The sequence below is a fragment of the Vibrio sp. A8-1 genome (assembly GCF_013048685.1).
In the GTDB taxonomy this organism is placed as follows: Bacteria; Pseudomonadota; Gammaproteobacteria; order Enterobacterales; family Vibrionaceae; genus Vibrio; species Vibrio metschnikovii.
Genome location: NZ_VHTC01000039.1, coordinates 1 through 25,203 on the forward strand (window position 1 = coordinate 1; position 25,203 = coordinate 25,203).

Consider the following 25,203-nt stretch of genomic DNA (forward strand, 5'->3'; position numbering starts at 1 on the left):
ATGGAAGTTCTGCGGCATTCTGGCTACACAATAACAAGGGAAGACTTACTCGTAGCTGCAACCCTGCTTGCTCAAAATCTATTCAAGTACGGTTGCGCTTTGGGGAAATTATGAGGGGATCCCTCAGAGCAGCGCATCAATATCTTGTCGCAGCTCGCCAACAGTTTGATATCTTTCGGTAGTATGATCTGCTGTCGCTTGGTTTATGATCAGGGTTAAAGTTGGAGTCAGTGAAGCCACAGGGATTATGCTCGCCAGCACTTTGCCTAATGAATAAACGTCACTTTGTTGAGTTAAATAATCTCCCCGTTTTTGTTCAGGGCTGGCATAGTCGGCACTGTAAGCTTTAAATTCAAATTGTGGCTTATCACCATGTCCCTCACGCAATTTTTGCGTGAGATTAAAATCAATTAGCTTTAATTGATGCTGTTCGGTGACGAGAATATTTTCGGGTTTAAGATCGGCATGCAGGATCTGGTGATCATGCGCATGTTCAATGGCACGACATAACTGACTGAATAATTGTAATCGCTGGCGCAGGTTGAGCTGATAATGTTGGAGGTGAGTGTTGAACGCTAGGCCATCAATGCGCTCCATAACCATATAAACCTGATCATTATAAATGCCGCCATCAAATACCTTGGCGATAGCAGGATGATTAAGTTTAGCCAGTAACTGCGCCTCGTTAAATAATATTCGAGAACCCAATACTTGGTTCATGGTCGGTTGAATAAATTTAACCGCCAACTGTTGTTCGAAAGAATCATCCGCTCGATGGGCGGCATAGACAACGCCCACGCCACCTCGACCAATCTCCTCGGTTAACTGATATTTATCGATGCGCAAATTGGAATAGTCTTGTCTTGAGCTAGACCAAGTCTGGGCATGATCCGTTAATAGTTGGCTCAAAGAAAAGGTCGACGTTGTTTTTGAAGCCAACAAAGTCACCAATTGTTGATAGAGAGCGGAATTCTGCCGTTGTAATGATTCAAGCCACTGATTTTGATCCGATTCTGATAGATCAAGGTAATCATAAAAGCACTGAGTAATGGAGGCTGGGTCGGGCACGAAGTTTGGTTTTTATTATTATGAATTTGAATTAGTTTAACCAACTTAGTTACATAAAGAAATACATCATATTGCAGTGACTTAATGAAGATAGGTCTTATCGGCGTCATTCCATTCAGCAATAGCCGTAATCACTGTCTATACTTTGCTCATTGATAGCCGCTCTGTTATGGAGCATACGCTATTACTAACTGGAGGCGTTAGCATGAGTAAAAGTATTAAGTTCTTTATCGTCAGCGGGTTAAGTTTATTTCTTGCTGCACCACTGTGGGCCAATGTGACGTGGCAAGGCCATTGTCGAGACCGAATCCCCTATCTTTATTTTGAAAATGGTCAGTGTAAAGGGCCGGGTGGCGATGTGATCACCCAAGTCATCAGTAAATTAGGCCATCAAGTTCAGTGGACGCAAGTGCCTTGGGCGAGAACCATTGGCGTTGCGCCGCAAGGCGGTGTTGACTTAATCCCCTTACACTCGATGGATGAGGAGCGTGAGGTCTATTTACATCCTCTACTCATGGGTTATGGTCAAAGAGAGGTCTTTTACTTCACTCGTAAAAACGCTGATATCGATGCTAAAGGTTTTGATGAAATCGTCAGTAAAGGGTATGTGGTTGGTGCATTAAATGGCAGTTTTTATAGTTCGCAATTTAATCAAAATACCGATCAGTTACGGACCATTTTTGTCACTAGCGGCGATCAAATTATTAATATGCTCAAGGCGGGTCGATTTGATTTGGCTATCACTTCGGAGCAGCATGGGCTGGACGTATTTGAAAATGATCCCGAACTGAGAAAAATCAGTTATACGGATGTTTCGCTTAATGGACGCTTTTTTAGTGTGCCTAAACGCTCAGCAAACTACCAATACATTAATCAATTAGAGGCAGCGTTGACTGAAATGCGCCGCTCAGGGGAAATTACGCGGATATTTGAGTCTTACGGTTTAGAGGCGCCGATTCAACAAGAGTGATTACGTTAAGATAAGTGTATAAACAAAAACTGCGAGCCAAAATGTCAGCTCGCAGTTTTATTAGGAGGAGACGTTACCGCATGGTAACAAATTCTTCACTGCCCGTTGGGTGAATAGCCACTACCGAATCAAAGTCAGCTTTCGTCGCGCCCATCTTCATTGCAACCGCAAAACCTTGAATCATTTCATCCACCGTAAAGCCAATACCATGTAAACCGACCACGGTTTCTTCGGGGCCCGCGCAGACTAATTTCATTTTGCATGGCTGGCGATGAGAGGTGACTGCGGTATACATAGCAGTAAAGCTCGATGTATAGACTTTGACCTGATCGGCGCCATACTTAGCGATCGCATCAGGTTCGGTTAAGCCAATGGTGCCAATCGGTGGGTGACTAAAGACCACGGTAGGCACTAAATCATAATCCATTTTCGCTTCAGGTTTGTTGTTGAACAAACGCTCAGACAACTGACGACCCGCTTTGACGGCCACGGGGGTCAACTCAATACCGCCTTCCATAATATCGCCGACACAGTAAATGCCTTCAACATTGGTATTTTGGTATTGATCGACTTTAATGTAGCCTTGCTCATTAGTCGCTACGCCAGTGGCAGCAAGATTAATCGCATCAGTCGCGGGATGACGGCCAATCGCCCAGATCAGGGTGTCGACATTGCAGCTTTGGCCATTTTCAAGATGCAGTGTCAGGCTGCCATCGGCCTCTTTAATTACTTGTTTTGGCACGCTATGGGTGTGCAGCGTTGGCCCTTCCGTTTTCATTACTTCGGTTAAGGTATCGATGATCATCGGATCAAAGCTGCGCAGTGGTGATTCTTTACGTACAAACAAGTGGGTCTCTGTGCCAAGGGCATGCAGTACCCCAGCTATCTCAACCGCAATATAACCAGCGCCGACCACGGCTACGCGTTTCGGTTGCTCGGTTAACTCAAAGAAACCGTTGGAATCAATACCGTATTCTGCGCCAGGAATGTTTGGAATGGTTGGTCGGCCACCCACGGCAATCAAAATATGATCGGCAGTATAGTGCTGACCTTCGACTTCGATGGTTTTGGCATCAATAAAACGGGCAAAACCACGAATAACATGCACTTTGTTATTACCGAGCACGCGATCGTAAGATTGATGAATGCGACCAATATAGGCTTGGCGGCTTTCAATCAGTTTTGACCAATCTAGACCATTAACCTTGACATCAAAGCCGTAGTCTTTCGCGTAAAGCTGCATTGCTTCGGCAATTTGAGCGCCATGCCACATGACTTTTTTCGGCACACAGCCGACATTCACACAAGTGCCACCGAGATCTTTCGCTTCAATCAAAGCGACTTTTGCGCCATACATTGCCGCACGGTTCGCCGAGGCGATGCCACCGCTGCCGCCGCCAATACAGATATAATCAAAATGTGTTGTCATTCCTTTCTCCGTTATTCTTTTCAGTGCTTTATTAAGTAGATTGGGTCAGTTTATTCTGGAACAACCCATTCGACTTTAAAATGACCCGTTGCGGGAGCGATGGCTTGCTTGAGAAACGGCAGAATGGTTTGCATTTCACTCTCCAGTTTCCACGGCGGGTTAATTACAATCATCCCTGACGCGGTCATACCGCGTTGGTTGGTATCGGGTGCTACGCCAAGCTCAATTTGTAATATTTTACGAATGCCAAGGTTAGCTAGCCCATCTAACATATCATCAATATCGCAGCGGTTAACCACGGGATACCAAATCGCATAAATGCCCGTTGACCAACGTTTATGGCTTTGCGCGATGGCTTGCACTACATCGCGATACTCTTTGGCCAGCTCATAAGGCGGATCAATCAGCACCAAACCGCGGCGTTCTTTCGGCGGTAAGCTGGCTTTTAAGCGTGCAAAGCCGTCTTGTTTGTAAATCGCCACTTGGCGATCACGGGCAAATTCTTGCTCCAGTAATGGGTAATCACTGGGATGCAGCTCGCTGAGTACCATGCGGTCTTGGGCACGAAGGTGAGCACGAGCGATGCGTGGTGAACCTGGGTAATAGCGTAGCTCCTCGCCTTGGTTGAGTGCTTTAACTGCCTCCAGATAACTGTCTATTTCAGCGGGCGTGTCTGCCTGCTGCCATAATCGGCCAATCCCTTGTTTGTATTCTCCGGTTTTTTCTGACCACTCGTGGGTTAAATCGTAGCGCCCAACGCCAGAATGAGTATCGTGATAAACAAATGGCGTCTCTTTTTGCTGTAACGCATTGAGAATAAGACTTTGTACGATATGCTTTAATACATCAGCGTGGTTGCCAGCATGAAAACTGTGACGATAACTTAGCAAAATGAGCTCTCAAAACACCCTGAGCGAGTGTGGCTAGTGAATCAAATAATATCGCCTGATTATATACTCAAAAGCGTTTCAGGTGCAGATTGGTGATACGTCAGTCTGAGCGAGGTGAGTTGATGATATCTCCTTCGTACTTAAAGCTGCTGCGGTGTTGGCGACGTTCATTCACCTCAGTCATATCGTTTGTCTATGCTCATGGGGATTGATTCACTGGCCGCCTACCTACAACTCCAAGTCGTTTGGGACAGTGGGGTGAAAGTTAGCTTAAGATCGTCAATCTTGTGGTGATTTTAAGTCATAATACTTAAGTCGCTATTGAAATTTTGCTTCACCACCCCGATTTACTTTCTCATAACAAGAACCTTCTTACTTTGCTAATCCAAATAGGAAGGAGAGCGACACGTCTTAACTCAAAAGGAATGTTATATGTCAAACCCTCTTCTCACGTTCACGGACTTACCGCCGTTTTCTGCCATTAAACCTGAGCATGTAAAACCTGCGGTTGAACAGGTGATTGAAGCTTGCCGCACTAAAATTAACCAAGTTCTTGAGGGTAACACTCAACCTTCATGGGCGAGTGTGATTGCGCCGATTGAAGAAGTCGATGATCGCTTAAGCCGAGTGTGGTCGCCTGTTAGTCACATGAATTCCGTTGTTAATAGTGATGAGCTACGTGACGCTTATGAAAGCTGTCTGCCTCTGCTGTCTGAGTACAGCACTTGGGTTGGACAACACAAAGGGCTGTTTGACGCCTATAAAGCCATTAAAGCCAGTCCAGAGTTTGCAACCTTAACTCGAGCTCAGCAAAAAACCATCGACGATGGCCTGCGTGATTTTGAGCTTTCAGGGATTGGCTTACCTGCCGCGGAGCAGAAACGCTATGGTGAGATCAGTAAGCGCATGTCCGAGTTAGGTTCAAAGTTTTCTAATAACGTGCTTGATGCCACCATGGGCTGGAGTAAACAGATCTCCGATGTTGAGCAGTTAGCAGGTATGCCAGAATCGGCCCTTGCTGCAGCGAAAGCGGCCGCAGAAGCGAAAGGGTTAGAAGGGTATTTATTGACTCTAGAGATGCCTTCTTATCTACCCGTGATGACCTATTGTGATAACCAAGCTCTGCGTCAAGAGTTGTACGAAGCGTACGTGACGCGAGCATCGGATCGCGGCCCTAACGCTGGTCAATGGGACAACAGCGAAATCATCGCTGAGAAACTCAAGCTACGCCATGAAATTGCTCGGATGTTAGGGTTTAACTCTTACAGTGAAAAATCATTAGCGACCAAAATGGCGGAAACCCCAGATCAAGTGTTGGGCTTCCTGAATGATTTGGCGGCGAAAGCCAAGCCTCAAGGCGAGCGTGAAGTAGAAGCCTTACGCCAATTTGCTGAGCAAGAATATGGCGTGTCTGAGCTGCAATTATGGGATGTGGCATACTACAGTGAGAAGCAAAAACAGCACTTGTTTAACATTTCCGATGAAGAATTGCGTCCTTATTTCCCTGAAACAACGGTAGTCAAAGGCTTATTTGAAGTGCTTCACCGTGTGTTCGGTATGTCGGTTAAAGAGCGTGCAGGGGTGGATACTTGGCATCCTTCGGTACGTTTCTTTGATATTTTTGATTCCAACCATACCCTGCGTGGTAGCTTCTATCTTGATCTGTACGCTCGTGAGCATAAACGGGGCGGTGCTTGGATGGACGATTGCCGTGGCCGTCGTGTGACGCAAAATGGTGAATTGCAAACGCCAGTGGCTTATTTAACCTGTAATTTCAACCGTCCAGTCGGCGATAAACCAGCCTTATTTACTCATGACGAAGTGGTGACTTTATTCCACGAATTTGGTCACGGTATTCATCATATGCTGACTCAAGTTGAAGTGGGTTCAGTGTCTGGCATCAATGGTGTGCCTTGGGATGCGGTTGAGTTACCGAGTCAATTTTTAGAAAACTGGTGCTGGGAAGAAGAGGCATTGACCTTTATTTCAGGTCATTACCAAACCGGTGAACCGCTGCCAAAAGCCATGCTGGATAAAATGCTCGCTGCGAAGAATTTCCAATCGGCGATGTTTATTCTGCGTCAATTGGAATTCGGTCTGTTCGACTTTACGCTTCATACCACCTACGACCCAGAAGTAGGGCCAAAAGTGCTAGAAACCTTAGCTGAGGTGAAGAAAAAGATCTCAGTATTACCAAGCTTAGAGTGGAACCGTTTCTCTCACAGCTTTAGCCATATTTTTGCTGGTGGTTATAGCGCCGGTTACTACAGCTATTTATGGGCTGAGGTGTTGTCTGCCGATGCGTTCTCACGCTTTGAAGAAGAGGGCATTTTTAATACTCAAACCGGACAAAGCTTTCTAGAAAACATTCTTGAAATGGGCGGCAGTGAAGAGCCTATGGAGCTATTCAAGCGTTTTCGTGGTCGTGAACCACAAATCGACGCCATGCTGCGCCATGCTGGGATCCCCGCTTAAATACACGTCAAGCAAACACCACTTAGGAGGGCTGCACATGCAGCCCTTTTCTATTCCATCACTCGACGATCACGATGAAACGGAGACTTATGACGTCATTTGGTTATCCCATCGTTTAAGAGTATAATCGTACAAATTATGTATAAATAAACAGTAGATTAGCCATGATGGATCCCTCTCTTTTGCTCGATGGTCTCAACGATAAACAGCGCGAAGCCGTTGCCGCCCCTTTAGAAAATCTATTAGTGTTGGCAGGAGCGGGCAGTGGCAAAACACGGGTACTAGTACATCGTATTGCTTGGCTAATCTCGGTTGAACAAGCGTCGCCATTTTCGGTCATGTCGGTGACGTTTACCAATAAAGCCGCTGCAGAAATGCGTGGACGAATTGAAGAGCTAATGCAAGGCAGCGCATCGGGTATGTGGAATGGTACTTTCCATGGCATTTGTCACCGTATCTTACGTGCTCACTATTTAGATGCCAATTTGCCGGAAGATTTTCAAATCTTAGATTCTGAAGATCAACTGCGTTTATTACGCCGTTTAATCAAAGCGCAAAATCTTGATGAGAAACAGTGGCCCGCTAAACAGGTTTGTTGGTGGATCAATGGCAAAAAAGACGAAGGATTACGTCCGCGGCATATTGATGTTTACCGCGATCCGGTGACGCAAACCTATCTGCAGTTGTACAGCGCTTATCAAGAAGCGTGCGACCGAGCGGGGTTGGTCGATTTTGCCGAAATTTTATTGCGTACTCACGAGCTTTTGCGTGATAAACAGCACATTCGCCAACACTATCAAGCGCGTTTCAAACATATTCTGGTCGACGAATTTCAAGATACCAATAATATTCAGTACGCTTGGCTACGCATGTTAGCTGGGCCTGAATGCCATGTGATGATTGTGGGTGATGACGATCAATCGATTTATGGCTGGCGCGGAGCGAATATCGCCAATATTGAAAAATTCACCTTGGAATTTCCGAGTGTTAACACCATTCGTCTTGAGCAAAACTACCGTTCAACCAAAACCATTTTACAAGCCTCGAATGCCTTAATTGCCAATAACACCGAGCGGATGGGGAAAGAGCTATGGACCGATGGTAATGAAGGTGAACGGATCTCGGTGTACTCTGCTTATAACGATTTGGATGAAGCCCGCTTTACGGTGACCAAAATTAAAGAGTGGCGAGATAACGGCGGTTTACTCAATGATTGTGCGATGCTTTATCGCAATAACGCTCAGTCACGGGTATTGGAAGAAGCGTTAATTCAAGCTGGTCTACCTTATCGCATCTATGGCGGGATGCGCTTTTTTGAACGCCAAGAGATCAAAGATTCGCTGAGCTATTTACGTTTAATCGCGAATCGTCATGATGATTCGGCTTTTGAACGAGTGATCAATACTCCGGTGCGAGGTCTGGGTGATAAAACGCTGGAAACCATTCGTTTTGCCGCCCGTGATCGCGGCTGTACTTTGTGGGATGCCAGTATTGCGTTATTGAATGAGCAAGTGCTAACCGGGCGCGCTGCGGGAGCTTTGAGCCGCTTTGTTGAGCTGATTAATGCCTTGGAAGATGATAGCGCTGAGATGCCTCTTTACGTACAAACGGACCACGTGATCAAAACGTCAGGTTTATACGCCATGTATGAACAAGAGAAAGGCGAAAAATCTAAGGCGCGAATCGAAAACTTGGAGGAATTGGTCACCGCCACACGTCAGTTTGAAAAACCGGAAGAAGCTGATGAGATGAGCATGCTAACCGCATTTTTAACCCATGCTGCACTGGAAGCTGGAGAAGGGCAAGCGGATGAGTTTGATGATGCGGTGCAATTGATGACATTACACAGCGCGAAAGGACTCGAATTTCCTTTGGTGTTTATGGTTGGCGTCGAAGAGGGTATGTTCCCGAGCCAAATGTCCGCTGAAGAAGCGGGGCGTTTAGAAGAAGAGCGCCGTCTGTGTTATGTCGGCATGACGCGAGCGATGCAAAAGTTATACATCACCCATGCAGAAATTCGCCGTTTGTATGGCCAAGATAAGTACCACAAGCCATCACGTTTTATTCGCGAACTACCTGAGCAGTGTTTAGATGAAGTGCGTATGAAAGCGCAAGTCAGCAGGCCCACTAGCAGTGGCCGGTTTAGCACTAGTGCGGTGAAAGAGAATTTTAATGAAACGGGCTTTAGTTTAGGGGCGCGAGTGCGGCATCCGAAATTCGGTGAAGGTACGATCATCAACTTTGAAGGCAGTGGCCCACAAAGCAGAGTGCAAGTCGCGTTTAATGGTGAAGGCATTAAATGGCTGGTCACCGCTTATGCTCGACTAGAAAAAGCCTAACGTTTTTCAGCGTTACCAAACAAGTGGGTAACGCTGATTACCGATAAAAGAAAACCCCGCGGGCAAAGCCTGCGGGGTTAGGGTCTTACTTGCAGCAATCCAGCTACTCAATCGGTGCTCCCTGCATCAATTCCTTGATAGTATGCCATATCCTTTAGCGTAATCCGTCCATCGCCTTCCTAGCGGTGTCCTTTATCATCCTGATCGACTAACCATCCTGTTAGTTCGCTTACTTGTTCCCTGAGCAGTGTCCTTGACATCATCCTGATGTTCAATCCTTGCCTCATCCAGAGGAGTCCATTGTCATTCCGTTGTCGTTACCATCCTAGTAACGAGTGCATCCTTTCAATGTCCCTGTGCAGTCCTTGCTGATGATTAATCCTTAACCATCACTCGTCATCCTGACGTTTACTGTCCGTAGTAATTTCTGTTCCGTGTCAGCATCCTTCCGACACCACTCATATTACGCTTTTAAGCGGCTTCAACAAGAGACTAAAAATAAATGCACAATAAATTCCATGCTATAGATTTTGTTTTAAAGTTTTTAAATTCAGCTAGTTATGGTTTTTTTAGTGGCGTTACTCTAGAGAGAAAACGATGTTGGCTTACTTATTTGTGCGAGATCGCTTACAAAAGGGTAAGCCAATCTTCCTCTTTGCTCGCTGAGCTCGAAGATCGATTAGGATTGATAAAACAAGCCGATCAGCGCTTGAGAGAGAACCATTAAGCCAATTAGGCTGAAAATAATCCCACATAATAAATCAATATAGCGGCTTGCTCGTTGCAATTTACGCTGCAAGCGCTCGGTTGATAGCATCCACGCTAGTGCGGCAAACCACAGCAGTGAGATAGCCCATAGAATCAGTAACGCCATCCCTTTACCTTGTAGTGACATACTGGCTGGCACTAACGTTGACATCAAACTGATGAAAAAAACCAAGGCCTTAGGATTAAACAGATTGGTAATTAAGCCACGAGAAAACGCTTGTCGCTTATTATTCAGTAGCAATTCTGTGCGCTGAGAGATAACCCCACTGTCTGTTTTCCAGTGTTGCATGGTATGGCGTAATGCATTGCTGCCCAGATAGAGTAAGTAACTGCCACCAGCGACTTGGACAAGTGCAAACAGCAAGGGCTGTTGATGAACAAGATAGCTGACTCCCGTTAAGCTTAATAACGAGTGAAGCAAGATGCCGCAGGAGAGCCCGAGGGCAATATAAAGCCCAGTGTGGCGACCATAGCGAGTGGCGTTTTGAATCACCAGCGCCATATCTGGCCCCGGACTCATCAAAGCAATGAAATGGACACTGGCTAAAGTGATTAATAAGCTGATTTCATTCATGGTTATTGGCTCAATTTAGATGATTATTTTACTCGGTAACAATACGTGTGGTATGACGTTTATAAGTTAAACCATCATAACTAAAGGCGATTAATGCGCCCCAAATAAAGACGAAAGTGATCGCTTTATCGGCGCTGAATGCTTCGCCATACACCAATACGGCTAACAAAAACATCAAGCTGGGACCGATATATTGGAAGAAACCGAGCGTCGATAACTTAAGGCGTGTTGCCGCACCAGTGAAACAGAGCAAAGGTAAAGTGGTGATGATACCTGCGCTGATCAGCAGTAGATTCAATGACCAGTCATTGTTCGATAGGTGGCTGGTTGGCGTATCGGCCAGCATAAACAGATATAACGCGGCGACAGGCAGTAAAAATAAGGTTTCGATAAATAGGCCACTTTGCGCCCCCACGCCGACTTTTTTGCGCAGTAAACCGTATAAACCAAATGTAGTGGCGAGCACTAGCGCTACCACTGGCAGCGATCCAAATACCACCAACTGAATGGCAACGCCAATCATCGCCAGTAGCACGGCAAACCATTGTAATTTGCGTAGTCGCTCACCTAAAAATAGCATGCCAAGAAAAACATTCAGGATCGGGTTAATATAATAGCCTAGGCTCGCATCGAGCATATGGTTAGCATTAATCGCCCAAATAAAAATCAACCAGTTACCACCAATCAGGAGGGCGGTGATTAATAAATAACCGAGCTTGATTTTGGATTGGAAAATATCCACTACATGACGCCACTGATGACTGAAGTGAAGTAAGCCTGCTAGTAAGAAGAAAGACCAAATAATCCGATGACTGAGAATTTCTAGCGGAGAAACGTGGCCCAGTAATTTAAAATAAATCGGTGCTACGCCCCACATGGTGTAAGCACTGATCGCTAAAAAAATTCCTTTTTTAGCTTCTTGTTGTTGTTCTAATGTCATGATGTCGAATTCTCTGCAGTCGCAAGGGATAAAGAGGAGAAATGCTGGTCAGGGCGTGTTAACTAATACGTAAAAACGTAACTAAAGGTTAACCGCTGAGAGTATAACCTGTAAATCGAATTCATCGACTACTTTGCGGTTTTATTCACCGGCAAACGGCACTACAATAACCGACTGTTCTGATGCTTGAAGTATCAGCATCCCCACTCATGATTGAGAGCTTGCATGACCGCCACTGTACTCGTTGAACAACCGGAACTTAACTTATCGCCGCAGCACGTGTTACGTGAGGTGTTTGGCTATCAGACGTTTCGGGTTGGACAGCAAGAGGTGATAGAGGCGGCTATCGCTGGACAAGACAGTTTGGTGATTATGCCCACAGGGGGCGGTAAATCGCTTTGCTACCAGATCCCCGCATTAGTTTTGCCTGGGCTCACGGTGGTGATTTCACCGCTGATCTCTTTGATGAAAGATCAGGTTGATCAGCTCAAAGCTAATGGTGTTGCCGCGGAGTGTGTCAACTCTAGTCTCTCACGTGAGACGCTGATTGCGATTTACAACCGAATTAATCGTGGACAGATAAAATTGCTCTATGTCTCGCCAGAGCGAGTGTTAATGACCGATTTTATCGAACGTTTACAACAGCTACCATTAGCGATGATCGCCGTGGATGAGGCGCACTGTATTTCTCAGTGGGGGCATGATTTTCGCCGAGAGTACGCCTCACTTGGTCAACTTAAACAGGTTTTCCCTCACGTTCCTTTTATGGCACTGACGGCAACGGCAGATGATGCAACGCGAATTGATATTTTACATCGCCTGCAATTGGCTAACCCGCACACTTATTTGGGCAGCTTTGATCGGCCCAATATTCGTTACACCTTAGTCGAAAAGCACAAACCCGTATCACAAGTGATCCGTTATTTAGAAACGCAACGCGGCCAATGTGGGATCATCTATTGTGGCAGTCGCAAAAAAGTCGAAATGCTGACTGAAAAACTGTGCAATAACGGCATTCGAGCGGCCAGTTATCATGCTGGGATGGAGGTTGATGAGCGTGCTTATGTTCAAGAGGCGTTTCAGCGTGATGATGTGCAAATTGTTGTCGCTACCGTTGCCTTTGGGATGGGCATAAATAAGTCCAATGTGCGTTTTGTGGTCCATTTTGATATTCCACGCAATATTGAATCTTACTATCAAGAAACCGGACGTGCGGGACGAGATGGTTTGCCTGCTGAAGCGATCATGCTTTACGATCCTGCCGATATCGTTTGGCTGCGACGCATGCTAGATGAAAAAGAAGAGGGGCCACAAAAGCAAGTAGAAAGCCATAAACTGACGGCGATGAGCCATTTTGCTGAGGCGCAAACCTGCCGCCGACAAGTATTGCTCAACTACTTTGGTGAATACCGTGACACGCCTTGCGGTAACTGTGATGTCTGCCTTGACCCACCGAAACATTTCGATGCCACGGAGCAAGTGCGCAAAGCGCTGTCTTGTGTTTATCGTGTTCAGCAGAGTTTTGGGATTGGTTACGTGGTGGAAGTGCTGCGTGGGATGCAAAATATCCGGATTCGTGAAAATGGTCACGATAAACTCTCTACCTATGGTTTAGGGCGCGATCACAGCCATGATTACTGGGTGAGTATTTTCCGTCAGTTGATTCATAAGGGCTTGCTACAGCAAAATATTACTCGCAATTCCACCTTGCAGTTGACCGAAGAAGCTCGGCCGATTCTGCGTGGCGACAAAGCGGTTGAATTAGCCGTGCCACGTTTAGATACCGCAGCACGGGCGGTGAAATCGGATAAATTGTCGAATAAAAACTACGACAAAAAACTGTTTGCGAAATTGCGCAAACTGCGTAAATCGCTGGCCGATGAAGAAGGCTTACCACCGTATGTGGTCTTTAGTGATGCGACTCTAATTGATATGGCGGATATTTTACCGACCTCGTATGGTGAGATGTTGGCTGTTAACGGTGTTGGTCAGCGCAAACTAGAGAAATACGCCGATCCATTTTTGGATGTCATTCAGGAGCATTTAACCGGTCATGGCTGAGTTCGCTTTACAAGATTATCTCGCCGATCCGGGGCGACTTATCCTGAGCACGCCAGAATGGGATATGGATAGTTTCCCCGCTCTTGGCGAGCGTTTTCTGCAGTGGTTATCGGCTTCGCTTATCGATAAGCAGCTCGATGCCGATTTGCATACTTGGCTAATTGATTTTGAAGGTTGTCAGCTACTACTCAAAGCCGAGCATTACAGCGCCAGTATTTGGCTTGAAACATTGAGTGATGAGCAAGGCCGAGAAGAGCTGGCCTTTATCGCCCAGTTACTTTCAGGTCACCCATCCGCCGCTGATTGAGTCTTAGGTTTATAAAATTTGCTGAATGTCCGACGAAATGGTCTCTATCAATTGTCGCGCTGAATCTTCTCGTTGCTGAACCAAACTGATAAACAGTAAATCGGTTAAGACATTTTGCGCAGTACGAGAAGCGATAGACGAGCTGCGATGTTGCGTTTCATCGGCGATGGTATCTAAAGCGATATCCGCCAGCTGACGCAGTTTACTTTTCTTTGGTGCGGTCAGAGCAATAACTTTGGCCCCTTGTTGCTTAGCCGCTTCGGCGGCAATAAAGACCTCTTTTCTATCCCCAGAAAAAGAAATCGCGATTTGGACATCTTGAGGCCTAAGCGTTCGCGCGGTAGCAATTTGTACATGACTGTCTTGCTCAGCGAGTGCGGTAATGCCTAATTTCAATAGCTTGAAAGCTAAATCCTTCCCAGTCAGTGCCGAGCCGCCAATGCCGACGATTTGTACCCGATGCGCTTGATTAATCCAATTCACCGCATGGTGAAATTGTTCAAAACAGAGCGCGTTGGTGGTATGAAACATGGCATCCGTTTTTGCTTGGACTAACTTTTGTGCAATCACTGCCAGTGGATCATTAATAAAAATATTGTGCTGTACAGGCGTTGATTCGAGTGCTTGTTTGCGGCTGAGCTCTTCTACCAGCAATAGCTTAAAAGCACTGTAACCTTTAAAGCCCATTTTTTGAGCAAACTTAATGATACTGGATTGGCTAGCACTCACTTGCTCGGCCAATTGTAAACTGGTCATTAAGGCCGCTTGCTGAGGATAAGCAAGGATCCAGTCGGCAATTTTTAACTCATTTGCTGAGAGCTGAGTACGTCGACTGATCATTCGATTAACTATAGACATGATGATTTCTCCATATGCTAAAAGCAGTTTTACCACGAATCCGCAATTCAAAAGACGATTTATGGTGCAGTTTTTGGAATTTTTTATTCCTTGCTGGGAATTAAATCTGCTTTGAAGGTGAATAATATTCAGTGACTTGGCGTATCTTTGGGCTTTTTTTACCTTATTTTGGATGATTATTCCATTCTTTAGCTGGTTAATGAATAACCATAGCTGTGATCCTTATCACTCGATTGGAATTTTTTATTCTATAGAATCGCCACCAGTTGTTATTAGACATATAGGCTTGTGCATGAAAATAGATTTAACCCAATGGGTAACGGAAAGCCGTAATCCAGCGAGCGCGGCGATTGATACCTTATCCGCGTTTGAGATGTTACAGATCATCAATCAGGAGGATAAGAAAGTCGCTTTAGCGGTTGAAAAAACCTTGCCTCAAGTGGCGCAAGCGGTCGATGTGATTACTTTTGCTCTGCAATCTGGTGGGCGTTTGTTCTACATGGGAGCGGGAACCTCTGGCCGATTAGGTATTCTGGATGCTAGCGAATGTCCTCCTACTTATGGTACCTCGCCCGATTTGGTGATTGGCCTGATTGCTGGTGGTCATCAAGCGATTTTAAAAGCCGTGGAAAATGCAGAAGATAATGCAGAGCTTGGTGAGCAAGATTTGCAGCGTTTTCACTTTGGTAAACAAGATGTTTTAGTGGGCATCGCCGCTAGTGGCCGAACGCCGTATGTACTGGGCGGCATGGCTTACGCTAAATCCGTTGGTGCGACGGTGATTTCTCTGGCCTGCAACCCTAATTGTTTAATGGAACAAGCCGCGGATATTGCTATTACGCCCGTGGTTGGCCCTGAAATTGTCACGGGCTCTTCAAGAATGAAGGCTGGCACGGCGCAGAAGCTGATCCTCAATATGTTAACCACAGGAGCGATGATTCGCAGCGGTAAGGTCTTTGGCAATTTAATGGTCGATGTTGAAGCCACCAATGCCAAGCTTATTCAGCGTCAAACGAACATTGTTCGTGAAGCAACGGGCTGTAGTACAGAGCAAGCTGAACAAGCGCTAGAAGCTTGTCAACGACATTGTAAAACGGCGATTTTGATGATCCTTGCCGATCTGAATGCACAGCAAGCCGCGGAGCGGTTGGCAAAGCATCATGGCTTTATTCGTGCGGCACTGAACGATCAATAATCCAATCGTGTTGAGGTAAGGTAAATGGCTAAAATTACATCGAGCATGATAGCTCAACTGCTTCGCGCGGTCGGCGGCAGTGATAACATTAGTAAGTGTGGTAACTGTATGACCCGCTTACGCTTAACATTGAATGATAACCTCCTCGCCGATCAAGCTGGGATTAAAGCCATTGCTGGGGTTATGGGGGTGGTAGAAAGCGATCAACAACTGCAGATTATTCTCGGTCCTGGTAAAGCGCAAACTGCGGCTGAAATGATGAATGAGATGATCGCCAATCTTGGGCTTACCGCTACATCGACGTCAGATACGCCGGATTTATCGACAATTGCTGCGGCGCAAAAACAGCAGATGAAGAGTAAACAAACCAGTGCCGTGCAGCGTTTCCTCAGTAAGTTTGCGACCATTTTTACGCCATTAATTCCGGGCTTTATTGCCGCTGGTTTATTACTTGGTTTTGCCACTTTATTAGAGCAGATGCTAGTCCTTGGTCAATCGCCAAGTCAATTTACGCTGGATCTGATAGCCTATATGAAGGTGTTTGGCAAAGGATTATTCGCCTTTCTGAGCATCTTAATTGGGTATAACGCGCAGCAGGCATTTGGCGGTTCTGGGGTCAATGGCGCTATTTTAGCTTCCTTGTTTGTGTTGGGTTATAACCCAGATGCGACAACGGGCGTTTATTCTGGCATGAGTGAATTTTTCGGTTTTGCGATTGACCCTCGAGGCAATATTATCGGCGTACTGTTAGCGGCGATTTTGGGAGCTCAGGTCGAAAGAAAAGTTCGCCAATACATGCCTGATGATTTAGATATGATCTTAACCTCTTGCGTCACGTTATTGATCATGGGGGCGGTGACTTTTTTGGTGATAATGCCGATTGGTGGTGAGTTATTTAAAGGCATGTCATGGTTGTTTCTCAACCTGAATGATAATCCACTAGGGGCTGCGTTGCTCTCCGGTTTATTTTTGATTTCGGTGGTGTTTGGCATTCATCAAGGGTTTGTTCCGGTCTACTTTGCTTTGATGGATGTGCAGGGTTTTAACTCGCTGTTTCCTATTTTGGCGATGGCTGGAGGCGGCCAAGTTGGCGCGTCGCTAGCCCTGTACTTTAAAGCCAAAAAAGACGCCGTGCTGCGCACCCAAGTGAAGGGCGCGATCATTCCGGGTATTTTAGGCATTGGTGAGCCGCTGATTTATGGCGTCACCCTACCCAGAGTGAAACCGTTTGTCACGGCATGTATTGGCGGTGCGGCTGGTGGTTTCTTTATTGGTTTAGTCTCTTATCTTGGCTTACCTGTCGGACTGAATACGGTATTTGGGCCATCGGGTATTGTTGCGATTCCGTTAATGACATCAGCGCAGGGTATTTTCCCTGGGATGTTGGTATTTATCTGCGGTCTACTCATTTCTTATGTGGTTGGTTTTTTTGCAACGCTTTGGTTTGGATGCAAAGATGTTGACTTAAGTTAGTTCACTTTCCCCCTGTTGGTGAATGATTTTGCCCTGATCCGATAGGTTCAGGGCTTTTTTATGTTTAGCTCTAGCGGCGGATTATTTTTTGGTGATTTTATCTAAATAACCCATCATAAAAGCAGAGATGACAAAGGTAATGTGCAGCATCAAATACCATTGTATTTTCTCATTGGCGATATTTTCGGTATTCATAAACACTTTCAGCAAATGAATTGAAGAGATCGCGACAATCGAAGCAGCAACTTTATTTTTCAGTGAACCGGCATCGAGTTTACCCAACCAGCCCAATTTATCGTTATGTTCCTCAACGTCGATTTTAGAAACAAAATTCTCATAGCCAGAAAACATCACCATCACAATCAGCCCGCCAACTAAGGTGATATCAATCAATGATAACGCGATTAGAATCAGGTCAGCTTCTTGAATAGCAAAGATATTTGGGAGTAGGTGAATCACTTCTTGAAAAAATTTAATCCCTAAGGCGAGGAGGATAAAACTCAAACCGAGATAAATAGGTGCCATGATCCAGCGAGCGGAGTAGAGCAGTTTTTCGATAATACGTTCCATTTAAAGTAACCATCAACAAAGCCCAATAGGGCAGAATGAGGCTGATATTACTTTGTTTTTATACTTAAGGTGTAGTGAAAATTGAGGGGATAAGATCCCCCCAGCAGACGTATAGATTAGAGCGTATTTTTATAAATACGGCCGTCTTTCATGATCAGTTGTAGGTTATCCGTTGCTTCTAAAATGGTTAAATCTTGTAGCGGATTGCCATTGACGATCAGCAGATCGGCCAAAGCTCCGGCCTCAATAACCCCTAACTTACCTTGATAAGGCGCACGCTCTCCTGAGAGCATCAGTAGCTGCGCATTGTCGTAGGTAGCCATTTTCAGTACTTCAGCAGGGGTGTACCAGCGAGTCATAATACTCAACAGTTGCGTTTGCCCTTTGAGTTTTTCCGCACTGAACAAAACGTCGGTTCCCCACGCGACTTTTACTTGATGTTTTTTCGCTAAACGATAGGCCCTGTCTGTGCCTTGTTCGACCATTTTTTGTTTCAGACGTTGCGGCGAGCCTTCGGCAAAGCTGGATTTTCGCTCAGAAGTAAACGGTTGTAAGCTCCACCAAATGCCTTCTTTGGCCATTCGTTTTGCGGTTTTTTCATCAATCAATTGACCGTGTTCAATCGATTTAACCCCACCATCAATCGCTTGATTAATCGAGCGAGGAGTATAAGCGTGCACCGTCACATAGGTGCCCCAATTTTCTGCCGCTTCCGTCGCGGCGCGAATTTCTGCCAGGCTGTATTGAGTCACATCAAGCGGGTCATAAAATGATGAGACGCCACCACCTGCCATGAGTTTAATCTGCGATGCCCCGAGGGCTAACTGTTCTCGCACATGCTGACGGACTTCATCTGGACTATCAGCAATCGCTGAAGTGCCTGTCCTAACAGAGATAGTGTGTTTTTTACTATCAGCGGTTATTAACTCATTGGGCAGCCGAAAATCACCATGGCCGCCAGTTTGAGAGATAAAAGCCCCGGCTGGCCAAATACGAGGACCGGTGGTGATCTGCTTATCGATCGCCATTTTTAAGCCAAAAATGGGCCCACCTAAATCGCGCACACTGGTATAACCCCGTTGCAGCATATCGGCAGCGGTTTTAGCGGCAACAATATTAATAAACCCTTGATCAGCAAGCATTAAGGTTTGTTGAGGCAGGGCGGCGAGCATTAAATGAGTATGAGCGTCAATCAATCCCGGCATTAAGGTTTTGCCTTGACCATCAATTACTATGGTGTTGGAGTCAGTGACGTTAAGGGCTTGGTAATCTTCGATTTTGCTGATCAAATTATCTTGCACATAGACATTTTTTGCTGCGCTGAGCGTTGCTTGTCGTCCATCAAATACTTGCACATTTTTAAATACATACTGGGCGGCAAAAGTAGGCCAAGCGATTAGGCTTACACCTAGCAGTAGCCAAAGCGGTTTATTCATTTTATCACTCCAATCAACTAGCGGCATGGCACCTTGGTGCACAAACAGATAAAAGTGTAGCGATATTTGGCGAAACTATCCGATTTTAAGAGCAAAAATGCCAACTTTGTTGAATAAACCTCAGCGGTTTACTCGTTGAGTTGCTTGATGTTTTTGTATGCTTTTGTATGTAACCATTCTAAAGCGAGATAAAACATGAATAATAACGATTCTTTTTTACTGATGTTATTCGAGGTTGTCTCTTGTCTCTCTTTACTCGGTTAATGCCATTCTTTGGCGCTTGCTACATCATCATGTCTCTACACTCGGTTGCCAATGAATTAACCCCTGATCCACGAATCCATCAAGGTCGTTTAGCTAATGGCCTAACTTATCAGTTGATGGTTCACCCGTACCCCAAAAAAGCGATTATCATGCGCATGCAAATTGCCGGTGGTTCCTTGGTGGAGTCTGAACAGCAGCAGGGATTGATGCATCTATTAGAGCATATGGCGTTTAAGGGCTCTCGATCCGTTCCACAAGGGGATATGATTGCTCAGTTAGAAAAGCTTGGCCTTAGTTTTGGTTCGGATACCAATGCAATTACTGAACATCATCAAACGGTGTATCAATTTAATATCATTGAAGGCTCTCAAGATAAGCTTACAACTGGGCTGATGTTAATGCGTGAGATTGGTGATCAACTGACTTTAACACCCGAAGCTCTAGCGCAAGAAAAGCCGATCGTAATGGCGGAAATACGCGAAAAACAATCGATAGAGCTAGATAATTATCAATATCAGCAGGCATTTTTATACCCAGATAGCCCATTGGCGAGTCGTCTGCCAATCGGCTTGGAAAGCGCAGTTAGTCAAGCGACAGTAGCACAATTACGTGATCTCTATCAGCGTTTTTATACACCAGAGCGCACGACCATAATTGTTGCCGGTGATATTGATATTGCCGCCACAGAGCGTCAGATTCAGCAAAGTTTTGCCAACTGGCAACCACATCCACAGGCAGTTTTAGTCAGTGATGATCCACTGCCAACCTTGACAGTCCAGCAAGAGCTTAGAGCGGATAGTTTTTTTGACCCACGTTTACCGACGACAGTGACTTTGGGTATGTTACAGCCTCAAGATGTACTTGCTGATGGTATCGCAAGACGGCATAGAATGCTTAACGACTGGCTAATTCGTCATCTGTTGTATCGCCGCTTAACCGCCCATCTGCCAGAGGAGGATATGGGGCGTCGAGTCAATGTGGCCTTATTTGAAGAGTTTAAACATGGCTTACGCTTTGAGTTATCACTTAATTCCGCCCCTCATCAGTGGCGAGAAAGCCTTACCCTGCTAGAGCAGACCATGCGTCAAGCTTTGGTGGGTGGTTTTACTGAACAAGAAGTTAATCGAGCATTAGACTTGATCGAACAAGATATACAGCATGCTCTAGCTCAACCACTAAGTGTGAATAGCTTTGGTTTAGCTGAGCAATTGGTCGATTTTAACGCTCGCGGCTTATATTTTTTAGATCCCAAGCAGGAATGGGCGTTGTTTCAACAATTGAAGCCTAGTTTGACTGCATCAGCACTGCATGAAGCCCTAAAGCAGCGTTGGCAAGGGGAACCATGGATTTATCTGACTCACTCTCAACCAGAAGAACAGGTGGCAAAAGAGCTTCTGAGCGTCTATCAGCAAAGCCAGCAGCAGCCGATTAGCGCTCATCAAGAGCAAAAATTGACTCCGTTTGCTTATGCAAATTTCGGTAAGCCTGGAAAAGTCATTGCCGATCAGCGTGATGAACAGGCAGGAATCCGCCAACTGGTTTTTGCTAATGGCGTACGACTTAGTTTGAGACCCACTCAATTTGAATTGGGACAAGCGATAGTGCAGCTCAAAGTCGGTTTTGGTGATGTAGCCCTGCCTAAAAGCGAAGGGCTAACCACGTTATTTCAACGTAGCTTTGTTCTTGGAGGATTAGCTGAGCATAGTTATGCTGAGCTGGGACAAATATTAGCAGGGCAAGGTTTAGCTGTGGGATGGAAACTATCGGAGCAAGGGTTTAATGATGCCGTCTCTGTGCGAACCGAGCGATTAAGAGCGCAGCTAGGGTTACATACCGCTTTTTTGATTGCGCCAGGGTTTAGACCTGAAGCGTTACACCAGTTTCGGCAACAAGTGCGAGAGCATGCATTTAGCCGCCATACCAACGCTGAAACGTTATTTTGGCAGCGATTCGCTGAGCTATTACATCCAGAGGACATAAACTACGCCCTTGGCCGCGATCAAGAGCTATTGAAGCGAGATTTTTCTGAAATTGCCCCCGTGCTCGCGTCGGCCGTCGATCGTGGCTTACTTGAGGTCACGATTGTCGGCGATATTGATGAATCTCAGGCGATTCAAGCGGTAGCCGAAACATTGGGTGCTTTAGAGCGTCATCCGTTGCCAATCACCAAGCGTCCAGTCGTAGCTCGCCTGCCTGAGTTACCAGCGAGCCGCCAGTTGAGCCATCAAGGAGCGGTTGATTCAACAGCACTGGCTTGGATTTGGCCTAATCTTGATAGTTACTCCGTTGAGCAAGCGGCGAAAATCTTGTTATTAGATCGCGTTTTGCAACTGCTGATCACTGAAGAGCTACGAGTACAAGCGGGGATGAGTTATTCACCTTATACTTTCAATTCTAGTGCGAAAGAACCGTCAGAGTTAGGTTATATCGGCTTATTTGCGCTGGTTGATAGACAGCATGTTTTATCTATTGAAGGTAAAGTTGACACTCTCATCGAGCAACTGGGTTCAGGGCAGCGAATAGACGCTGATTTATTGGCGAGAGCTAAGCAGCCTTTATTACAATCCATCGCTCATGTCAGTAATAGCAATGGATTTTGGTTAGAGGCTACGGCAATGGGCCGAACTCAACCAGAGTATTATCAGCGCGTGCAGCAAATTTATGATCATATTGCCGCCGCTGATATTCAGTCAGTACAAACAAGTGCCCAACGCTATTTAAGTAAAGACAAGTGCTTAAAAGTGATTACCTCGTTTGGCGAGTCCGTGGATTGATTTACTGAATATTGGTTGCAAAGAAAGCCAACTGACTTTGTAAATATAAGAATGCTACTCGTTTAATTCGGGTGGCATTTTTTTTCAAGCACGAGGATCACGATTTTTAAATACATTTTTAAAACAATCCATCTCCTTTTTAAATGTATTTATTTTTTATCGTTATTTAGTTGTCAGTAAAAACTGATGATTAGCAATGAATTTACAACATTGATGGTGCGGAAAAACTCTATTTTTTGAGATGAACTAATGATAGAGGTGGATTCATTGACAAAGCCATTGATTGAACTATATTTTTTTTACGAATACTTTGTCGATACACCTCCTATTAAATGGGGATTCATGTGACTTGGTACAGAATTATTTCAAGGAGCTGTCATGCACGCATCATCTACACTCAAACGAACACTCATTTCAACAGTACTTGCGGCAACGTTTATGCTTCCAGCAATTAGCCAAGCTTGTACGTCACTTTTGTATACTGATGCCAACGGTGCGCCTTATGCGGGTAGGACCATGGAATTACCGGTCCAGCTAGATTATAAGGTCGCTTTCTTTCCCCAAGGCTCGAAATTTTCTTCCCATGCCGATAAGCATGCTTCTTTAAATTATGAAGCAAAACACGCTTTTTTATCGATTGCCATGCCAGATCCTATTACTAAAGATCTTAAAGTAGTCGAGGGCATTAATGATCAAGGGTTGAGTTTCAGTGTCTTAGCTTTTGCAAGTACTGAAGGCCCAGAAGATATGTCAGACAAAACTCAAAAAATGTTATCTGCGATCGATTTAGGAAGTTGGGCATTATCACAATTTAAAACGGTGAATGACGTCAAGGCCGCGTTAGAGAAACAGCCTGTATTGGTCACCGCTCTATTACCCATGGGATTATTGAAAACCCCTTTCCACTACACTCTACACGATGCTAATGGTCACTCTATCGTTATTGAGTTTTCGAATGGTAAACAGCATATCTATGAAAATCCTTTAGGTGTTATGACCAATGGTCCTGAGTTTACTTGGCACTTAACTAATCTTAATAATTACACGTTTTTAAGTAATATCGACCAATCAGAGATAAAACTCGGCGGGGTAACGTTTAAACAACCGGATTCAGGAATCGCAACGGCAGGATTGCCGGCATCAAATACGTCGGTAGGCCGCTTTGTTCGTGCGGTTTATTATGCTCAGTTTACTGAAAAAGCGAAAACACCCGATGAAGCCGTCACGACCTTGGCGCATATTATGAATAATTTCGACCGACCTCGAGGTATCACTATTGATAGTCGTATGACCGAGGCTCTTCAAGATAAGGTAGCTCCTGGAGTGGTTGGACACCGTATGTACACATCAGAATATTCGACTTGGACTTCGTTATCTGATCTTAAACGGCTGCGATTAAGTGTTCGTTTATATGAAAGCTTAAATTACGTCACTTTTGACCTAGGAGCATTACGCAAACAATCAAGTCCAATGGTCGTTCCTCTCAGTCAGTTCTCTGGTGGAGCATGGGATGGAACGCAAACACTCTTATCTCATCAATAAGGGGCATATCGGTGAGCCCTTTGTTACCCTTTTATGGCGCTTATTTTCCGTCTTGGCTTATATGCGCCATGATTGGGATAATTAGCACGGTATTAATACGTATTGTCTTAATCCGACTTGGTGTTGATGAAGGCATCCCGTTACGAACGATCGTTTATATCGCGCTTGCGAGTATGATTACTTTGACGCTAGCGATCACTGTTTTTGGAGTTTAGTGATGTCTAACTCTGCTTATACACGTCGATATAGTGTTGTGGGTACTGCCTTGGCGATAGCGGTTGTACTTGGCGCACTTGTATCGGGATGGTATTACTTTCAACACAGCACAGATAAGGCTCTTTCTGAGGATGCGGTACTGAGTGCAAATGTTGTTAACGTTGCTTCTATCGTTGCAGGACGAGTAATCACTATTGCTGTAACCGATAATCAGCGTGTCGACGAGGGACAGTTGTTATTTGAAATTGATCCCAAACCCTATGAAATAATAGTCAATAAAGCCAGATCAGAATTACAGCTTGCTAAAGCATTGCGTGATGCTCAGCGTAGAACAATTACGGCTGAGTCATCCAATGCTGCTATCGCTTCAGAACAGGTTCATCGTGCTCGTACCAATCTCTCTCTTGCAGAGACCGCACTTGCCCGGCTATTACCATTAGCGGCTAAGGGGTACGTTACTGTTCAGCAAGTGGATGATGCGAGAACGGCGAGGGATGATGCTCAAACCACGCTCGAACAAGCCATACATCAAGAGGCTGCGGCTCAAGCTTTGATCACCAGTCTTGATGAATCAGAGGCATTAGTTGGTGCTCGGCAAGCAGCATTAGCGATTGCTGAGCATGAATTAGCGGCAACTCAAGTACGTGCCCCACATGAAGGTCTTGTCGTCGGTCTCACGGTTTCAACGGGAGAGATTGTTGCTCCCGGGCAGTCTCTGTTTACGCTTATTGATACTCGTAAATGGTACGCTTTGGCGACTTTTCCCGAAACAGAGCTGGCTCATATTGCTGTGGGCAACTGTGCACAGGTTTATATACTGGCAGATCGTTCTATTCCCGTTTACGGTCGGGTTGATAGTATCGGTTGGGGAGTGATATCTGAAGAGCTGATCAATTTACCTCGCAATGTTCCTTACGTACCCAAATCAACCTGAGATCTGGTTAAGCCAGAACTAAGCAATTACTCTCTAACAGCTCAAACTCTTGAGCTGTTAGATCTAGACTGGGCTTTTTATCCCTCAAGCAGTACGCGATTAATCCGCCCAACAGATTCA

Annotated in this window: 18 protein-coding genes; 10 read left to right on the plus strand and 8 right to left on the minus strand. The window is 45.4% G+C overall.

Translation table 11 applies throughout. From position 1 onward, the window contains the following. Window positions 1-123: 123 nt before the first annotated feature. The gene (locus FKN93_RS15090; protein WP_170905469.1) at window positions 124-1,068 is read right to left on the minus strand and encodes a serine/threonine-protein kinase; all 945 of its coding nucleotides are present in this window, start codon (window positions 1,066-1,068) and stop codon (window positions 124-126) included. Window positions 1,069-1,273: 205 nt separating this feature from the next. Here FKN93_RS15090 and FKN93_RS15095 point away from each other — a divergent pair, with 205 nt between their 5' ends. Continuing rightward, a complete protein-coding gene (locus FKN93_RS15095) occupies window positions 1,274-2,038 on the plus strand; it encodes a transporter substrate-binding domain-containing protein (protein ID WP_004397504.1) in 765 nt (254 codons plus the stop codon). A 73-nt stretch (window positions 2,039-2,111) separates the two neighbouring features. Here the strand turns inward: FKN93_RS15095 and gorA are convergent, their stop codons facing one another. Further along, window positions 2,112-3,467, minus strand: a complete 1,356-nt coding sequence (gene gorA / locus FKN93_RS15100; protein ID WP_170905470.1) for a glutathione-disulfide reductase — start codon at window positions 3,465-3,467, stop codon at window positions 2,112-2,114. A gap of 50 nt (window positions 3,468-3,517) precedes the next feature. Next, window positions 3,518-4,357 carry a 23S rRNA (adenine(2030)-N(6))-methyltransferase RlmJ gene (locus FKN93_RS15105; RefSeq protein ID WP_170905471.1) on the minus strand — a complete coding sequence of 280 codons (840 nt, stop codon included), beginning with the start codon at window positions 4,355-4,357 and terminating at the stop codon, window positions 3,518-3,520. A 432-nt stretch (window positions 4,358-4,789) separates the two neighbouring features. Between FKN93_RS15105 and prlC the strand changes: the two genes are divergently transcribed. Together prlC and uvrD are read left to right on the plus strand one after the other, a co-directional pair. Next, entirely contained in the window at window positions 4,790-6,832 is a 2,043-nt protein-coding gene (gene prlC / locus FKN93_RS15110) for an oligopeptidase A (protein ID WP_154169584.1), read from the plus strand. A gap of 164 nt (window positions 6,833-6,996) precedes the next feature. Next, a complete protein-coding gene (uvrD, locus tag FKN93_RS15115) occupies window positions 6,997-9,171 on the plus strand; it encodes a DNA helicase II (RefSeq protein ID WP_158137584.1) in 2,175 nt (724 codons plus the stop codon). A gap of 679 nt (window positions 9,172-9,850) precedes the next feature. On the opposite strand, the gene FKN93_RS15120 is transcribed toward uvrD, so the two are convergent. Both FKN93_RS15120 and rarD read right to left on the minus strand, forming a co-directional pair. Next, window positions 9,851-10,513: a LysE family translocator gene (locus tag FKN93_RS15120; RefSeq protein ID WP_170905472.1), complete on the minus strand. Its 663-nt coding sequence runs from the start codon at window positions 10,511-10,513 to the stop codon at window positions 9,851-9,853. A gap of 28 nt (window positions 10,514-10,541) precedes the next feature. Further along, complete coding sequence (rarD, locus tag FKN93_RS15125; RefSeq protein WP_154169577.1) at window positions 10,542-11,453, minus strand: EamA family transporter RarD; 912 nt, start codon at window positions 11,451-11,453, stop codon at window positions 10,542-10,544. Window positions 11,454-11,678: 225 nt separating this feature from the next. Between rarD and recQ the strand changes: the two genes are divergently transcribed. Both recQ and FKN93_RS15135 read left to right on the plus strand, forming a co-directional pair. Further along, on the plus strand, window positions 11,679-13,514 hold the full coding sequence (gene recQ, locus FKN93_RS15130) for an ATP-dependent DNA helicase RecQ (protein ID WP_161438799.1): 1,836 nt from the start codon (window positions 11,679-11,681) through the stop codon (window positions 13,512-13,514). Continuing rightward, window positions 13,507-13,821, plus strand: a complete 315-nt coding sequence (locus tag FKN93_RS15135) for a DUF3630 family protein (protein WP_170905473.1) — start codon at window positions 13,507-13,509, stop codon at window positions 13,819-13,821. Before recQ ends, FKN93_RS15135 begins: the two co-directional genes overlap by 8 nt. A 9-nt stretch (window positions 13,822-13,830) precedes the next feature. Here the strand turns inward: FKN93_RS15135 and FKN93_RS15140 are convergent, their stop codons facing one another. Further along, window positions 13,831-14,679, minus strand: a complete 849-nt coding sequence (locus tag FKN93_RS15140) for an SIS domain-containing protein (protein ID WP_170905474.1) — start codon at window positions 14,677-14,679, stop codon at window positions 13,831-13,833. Between the two features lie 292 nt (window positions 14,680-14,971). Between FKN93_RS15140 and murQ the strand changes: the two genes are divergently transcribed. Further along, window positions 14,972-15,874: an N-acetylmuramic acid 6-phosphate etherase gene (gene murQ, locus FKN93_RS15145; protein WP_170905475.1), complete on the plus strand. Its 903-nt coding sequence runs from the start codon at window positions 14,972-14,974 to the stop codon at window positions 15,872-15,874. A 24-nt stretch (window positions 15,875-15,898) separates the two neighbouring features. Next, complete coding sequence (murP, locus tag FKN93_RS15150) at window positions 15,899-17,347, plus strand: PTS N-acetylmuramic acid transporter subunit IIBC (RefSeq protein WP_170905476.1); 1,449 nt, start codon at window positions 15,899-15,901, stop codon at window positions 17,345-17,347. Between the two features lie 81 nt (window positions 17,348-17,428). On the opposite strand, the gene FKN93_RS15155 is transcribed toward murP, so the two are convergent. Both FKN93_RS15155 and FKN93_RS15160 read right to left on the minus strand, forming a co-directional pair. Continuing rightward, complete coding sequence (locus FKN93_RS15155) at window positions 17,429-17,917, minus strand: TIGR00645 family protein (RefSeq protein WP_004397492.1); 489 nt, start codon at window positions 17,915-17,917, stop codon at window positions 17,429-17,431. Window positions 17,918-18,033: 116 nt separating this feature from the next. After that, window positions 18,034-19,353 (minus strand): amidohydrolase family protein, encoded by a 1,320-nt coding sequence (locus tag FKN93_RS15160; protein WP_170905477.1) that lies wholly within the window; start codon window positions 19,351-19,353, stop codon window positions 18,034-18,036. A gap of 242 nt (window positions 19,354-19,595) precedes the next feature. On the opposite strand from FKN93_RS15160, the gene FKN93_RS15165 reads away from it, so the two are divergent. From FKN93_RS15165 to FKN93_RS15180, 3 genes are all read left to right on the plus strand, one after another. Beyond that, window positions 19,596-22,391, plus strand: coding sequence for a M16 family metallopeptidase (locus FKN93_RS15165; RefSeq protein WP_170905478.1), 2,796 nt, complete (start codon window positions 19,596-19,598; stop codon window positions 22,389-22,391). A 378-nt stretch (window positions 22,392-22,769) separates the two neighbouring features. After that, a complete protein-coding gene (locus FKN93_RS15170) occupies window positions 22,770-23,933 on the plus strand; it encodes a linear amide C-N hydrolase (protein ID WP_199249765.1) in 1,164 nt (387 codons plus the stop codon). 217 nt (window positions 23,934-24,150) lie between these two features. Then, window positions 24,151-25,083, plus strand: a complete 933-nt coding sequence (locus tag FKN93_RS15180) for a biotin/lipoyl-binding protein (protein WP_170905479.1) — start codon at window positions 24,151-24,153, stop codon at window positions 25,081-25,083. The last annotated feature ends 120 nt before the right edge of the window (window positions 25,084-25,203 follow it).

Excerpts from the sequence above, each read along its gene's own strand:
- FKN93_RS15140 (WP_170905474.1), bottom strand. The coding sequence starts at position 14,679 with ATGTCTATAGTTAATCGAATGATCAGTCGACGTACTCAGCTCTCAGCA.
- FKN93_RS15155 (WP_004397492.1), bottom strand. The coding sequence starts at position 17,917 with ATGGAACGTATTATCGAAAAACTGCTCTACTCCGCTCGCTGGATCATG.
- FKN93_RS15135 (WP_170905473.1), top strand. The coding sequence starts at position 13,507 with ATGGCTGAGTTCGCTTTACAAGATTATCTCGCCGATCCGGGGCGACTT.
- FKN93_RS15120 (WP_170905472.1), bottom strand. The coding sequence starts at position 10,513 with ATGAATGAAATCAGCTTATTAATCACTTTAGCCAGTGTCCATTTCATT.
- FKN93_RS15095 (WP_004397504.1), top strand. The coding sequence starts at position 1,274 with ATGAGTAAAAGTATTAAGTTCTTTATCGTCAGCGGGTTAAGTTTATTT.
- murP (WP_170905476.1), top strand. The coding sequence starts at position 15,899 with ATGGCTAAAATTACATCGAGCATGATAGCTCAACTGCTTCGCGCGGTC.
- uvrD (WP_158137584.1), top strand. The coding sequence starts at position 6,997 with ATGATGGATCCCTCTCTTTTGCTCGATGGTCTCAACGATAAACAGCGC.
- FKN93_RS15170 (WP_199249765.1), top strand. The coding sequence starts at position 22,770 with ATGCACGCATCATCTACACTCAAACGAACACTCATTTCAACAGTACTT.
- gorA (WP_170905470.1), bottom strand. The coding sequence starts at position 3,467 with ATGACAACACATTTTGATTATATCTGTATTGGCGGCGGCAGCGGTGGC.
- rarD (WP_154169577.1), bottom strand. The coding sequence starts at position 11,453 with ATGACATTAGAACAACAACAAGAAGCTAAAAAAGGAATTTTTTTAGCG.
- FKN93_RS15160 (WP_170905477.1), bottom strand. The coding sequence starts at position 19,353 with ATGAATAAACCGCTTTGGCTACTGCTAGGTGTAAGCCTAATCGCTTGG.
- recQ (WP_161438799.1), top strand. The coding sequence starts at position 11,679 with ATGACCGCCACTGTACTCGTTGAACAACCGGAACTTAACTTATCGCCG.
- murQ (WP_170905475.1), top strand. The coding sequence starts at position 14,972 with ATGAAAATAGATTTAACCCAATGGGTAACGGAAAGCCGTAATCCAGCG.
- prlC (WP_154169584.1), top strand. The coding sequence starts at position 4,790 with ATGTCAAACCCTCTTCTCACGTTCACGGACTTACCGCCGTTTTCTGCC.
- FKN93_RS15180 (WP_170905479.1), top strand. The coding sequence starts at position 24,151 with ATGTCTAACTCTGCTTATACACGTCGATATAGTGTTGTGGGTACTGCC.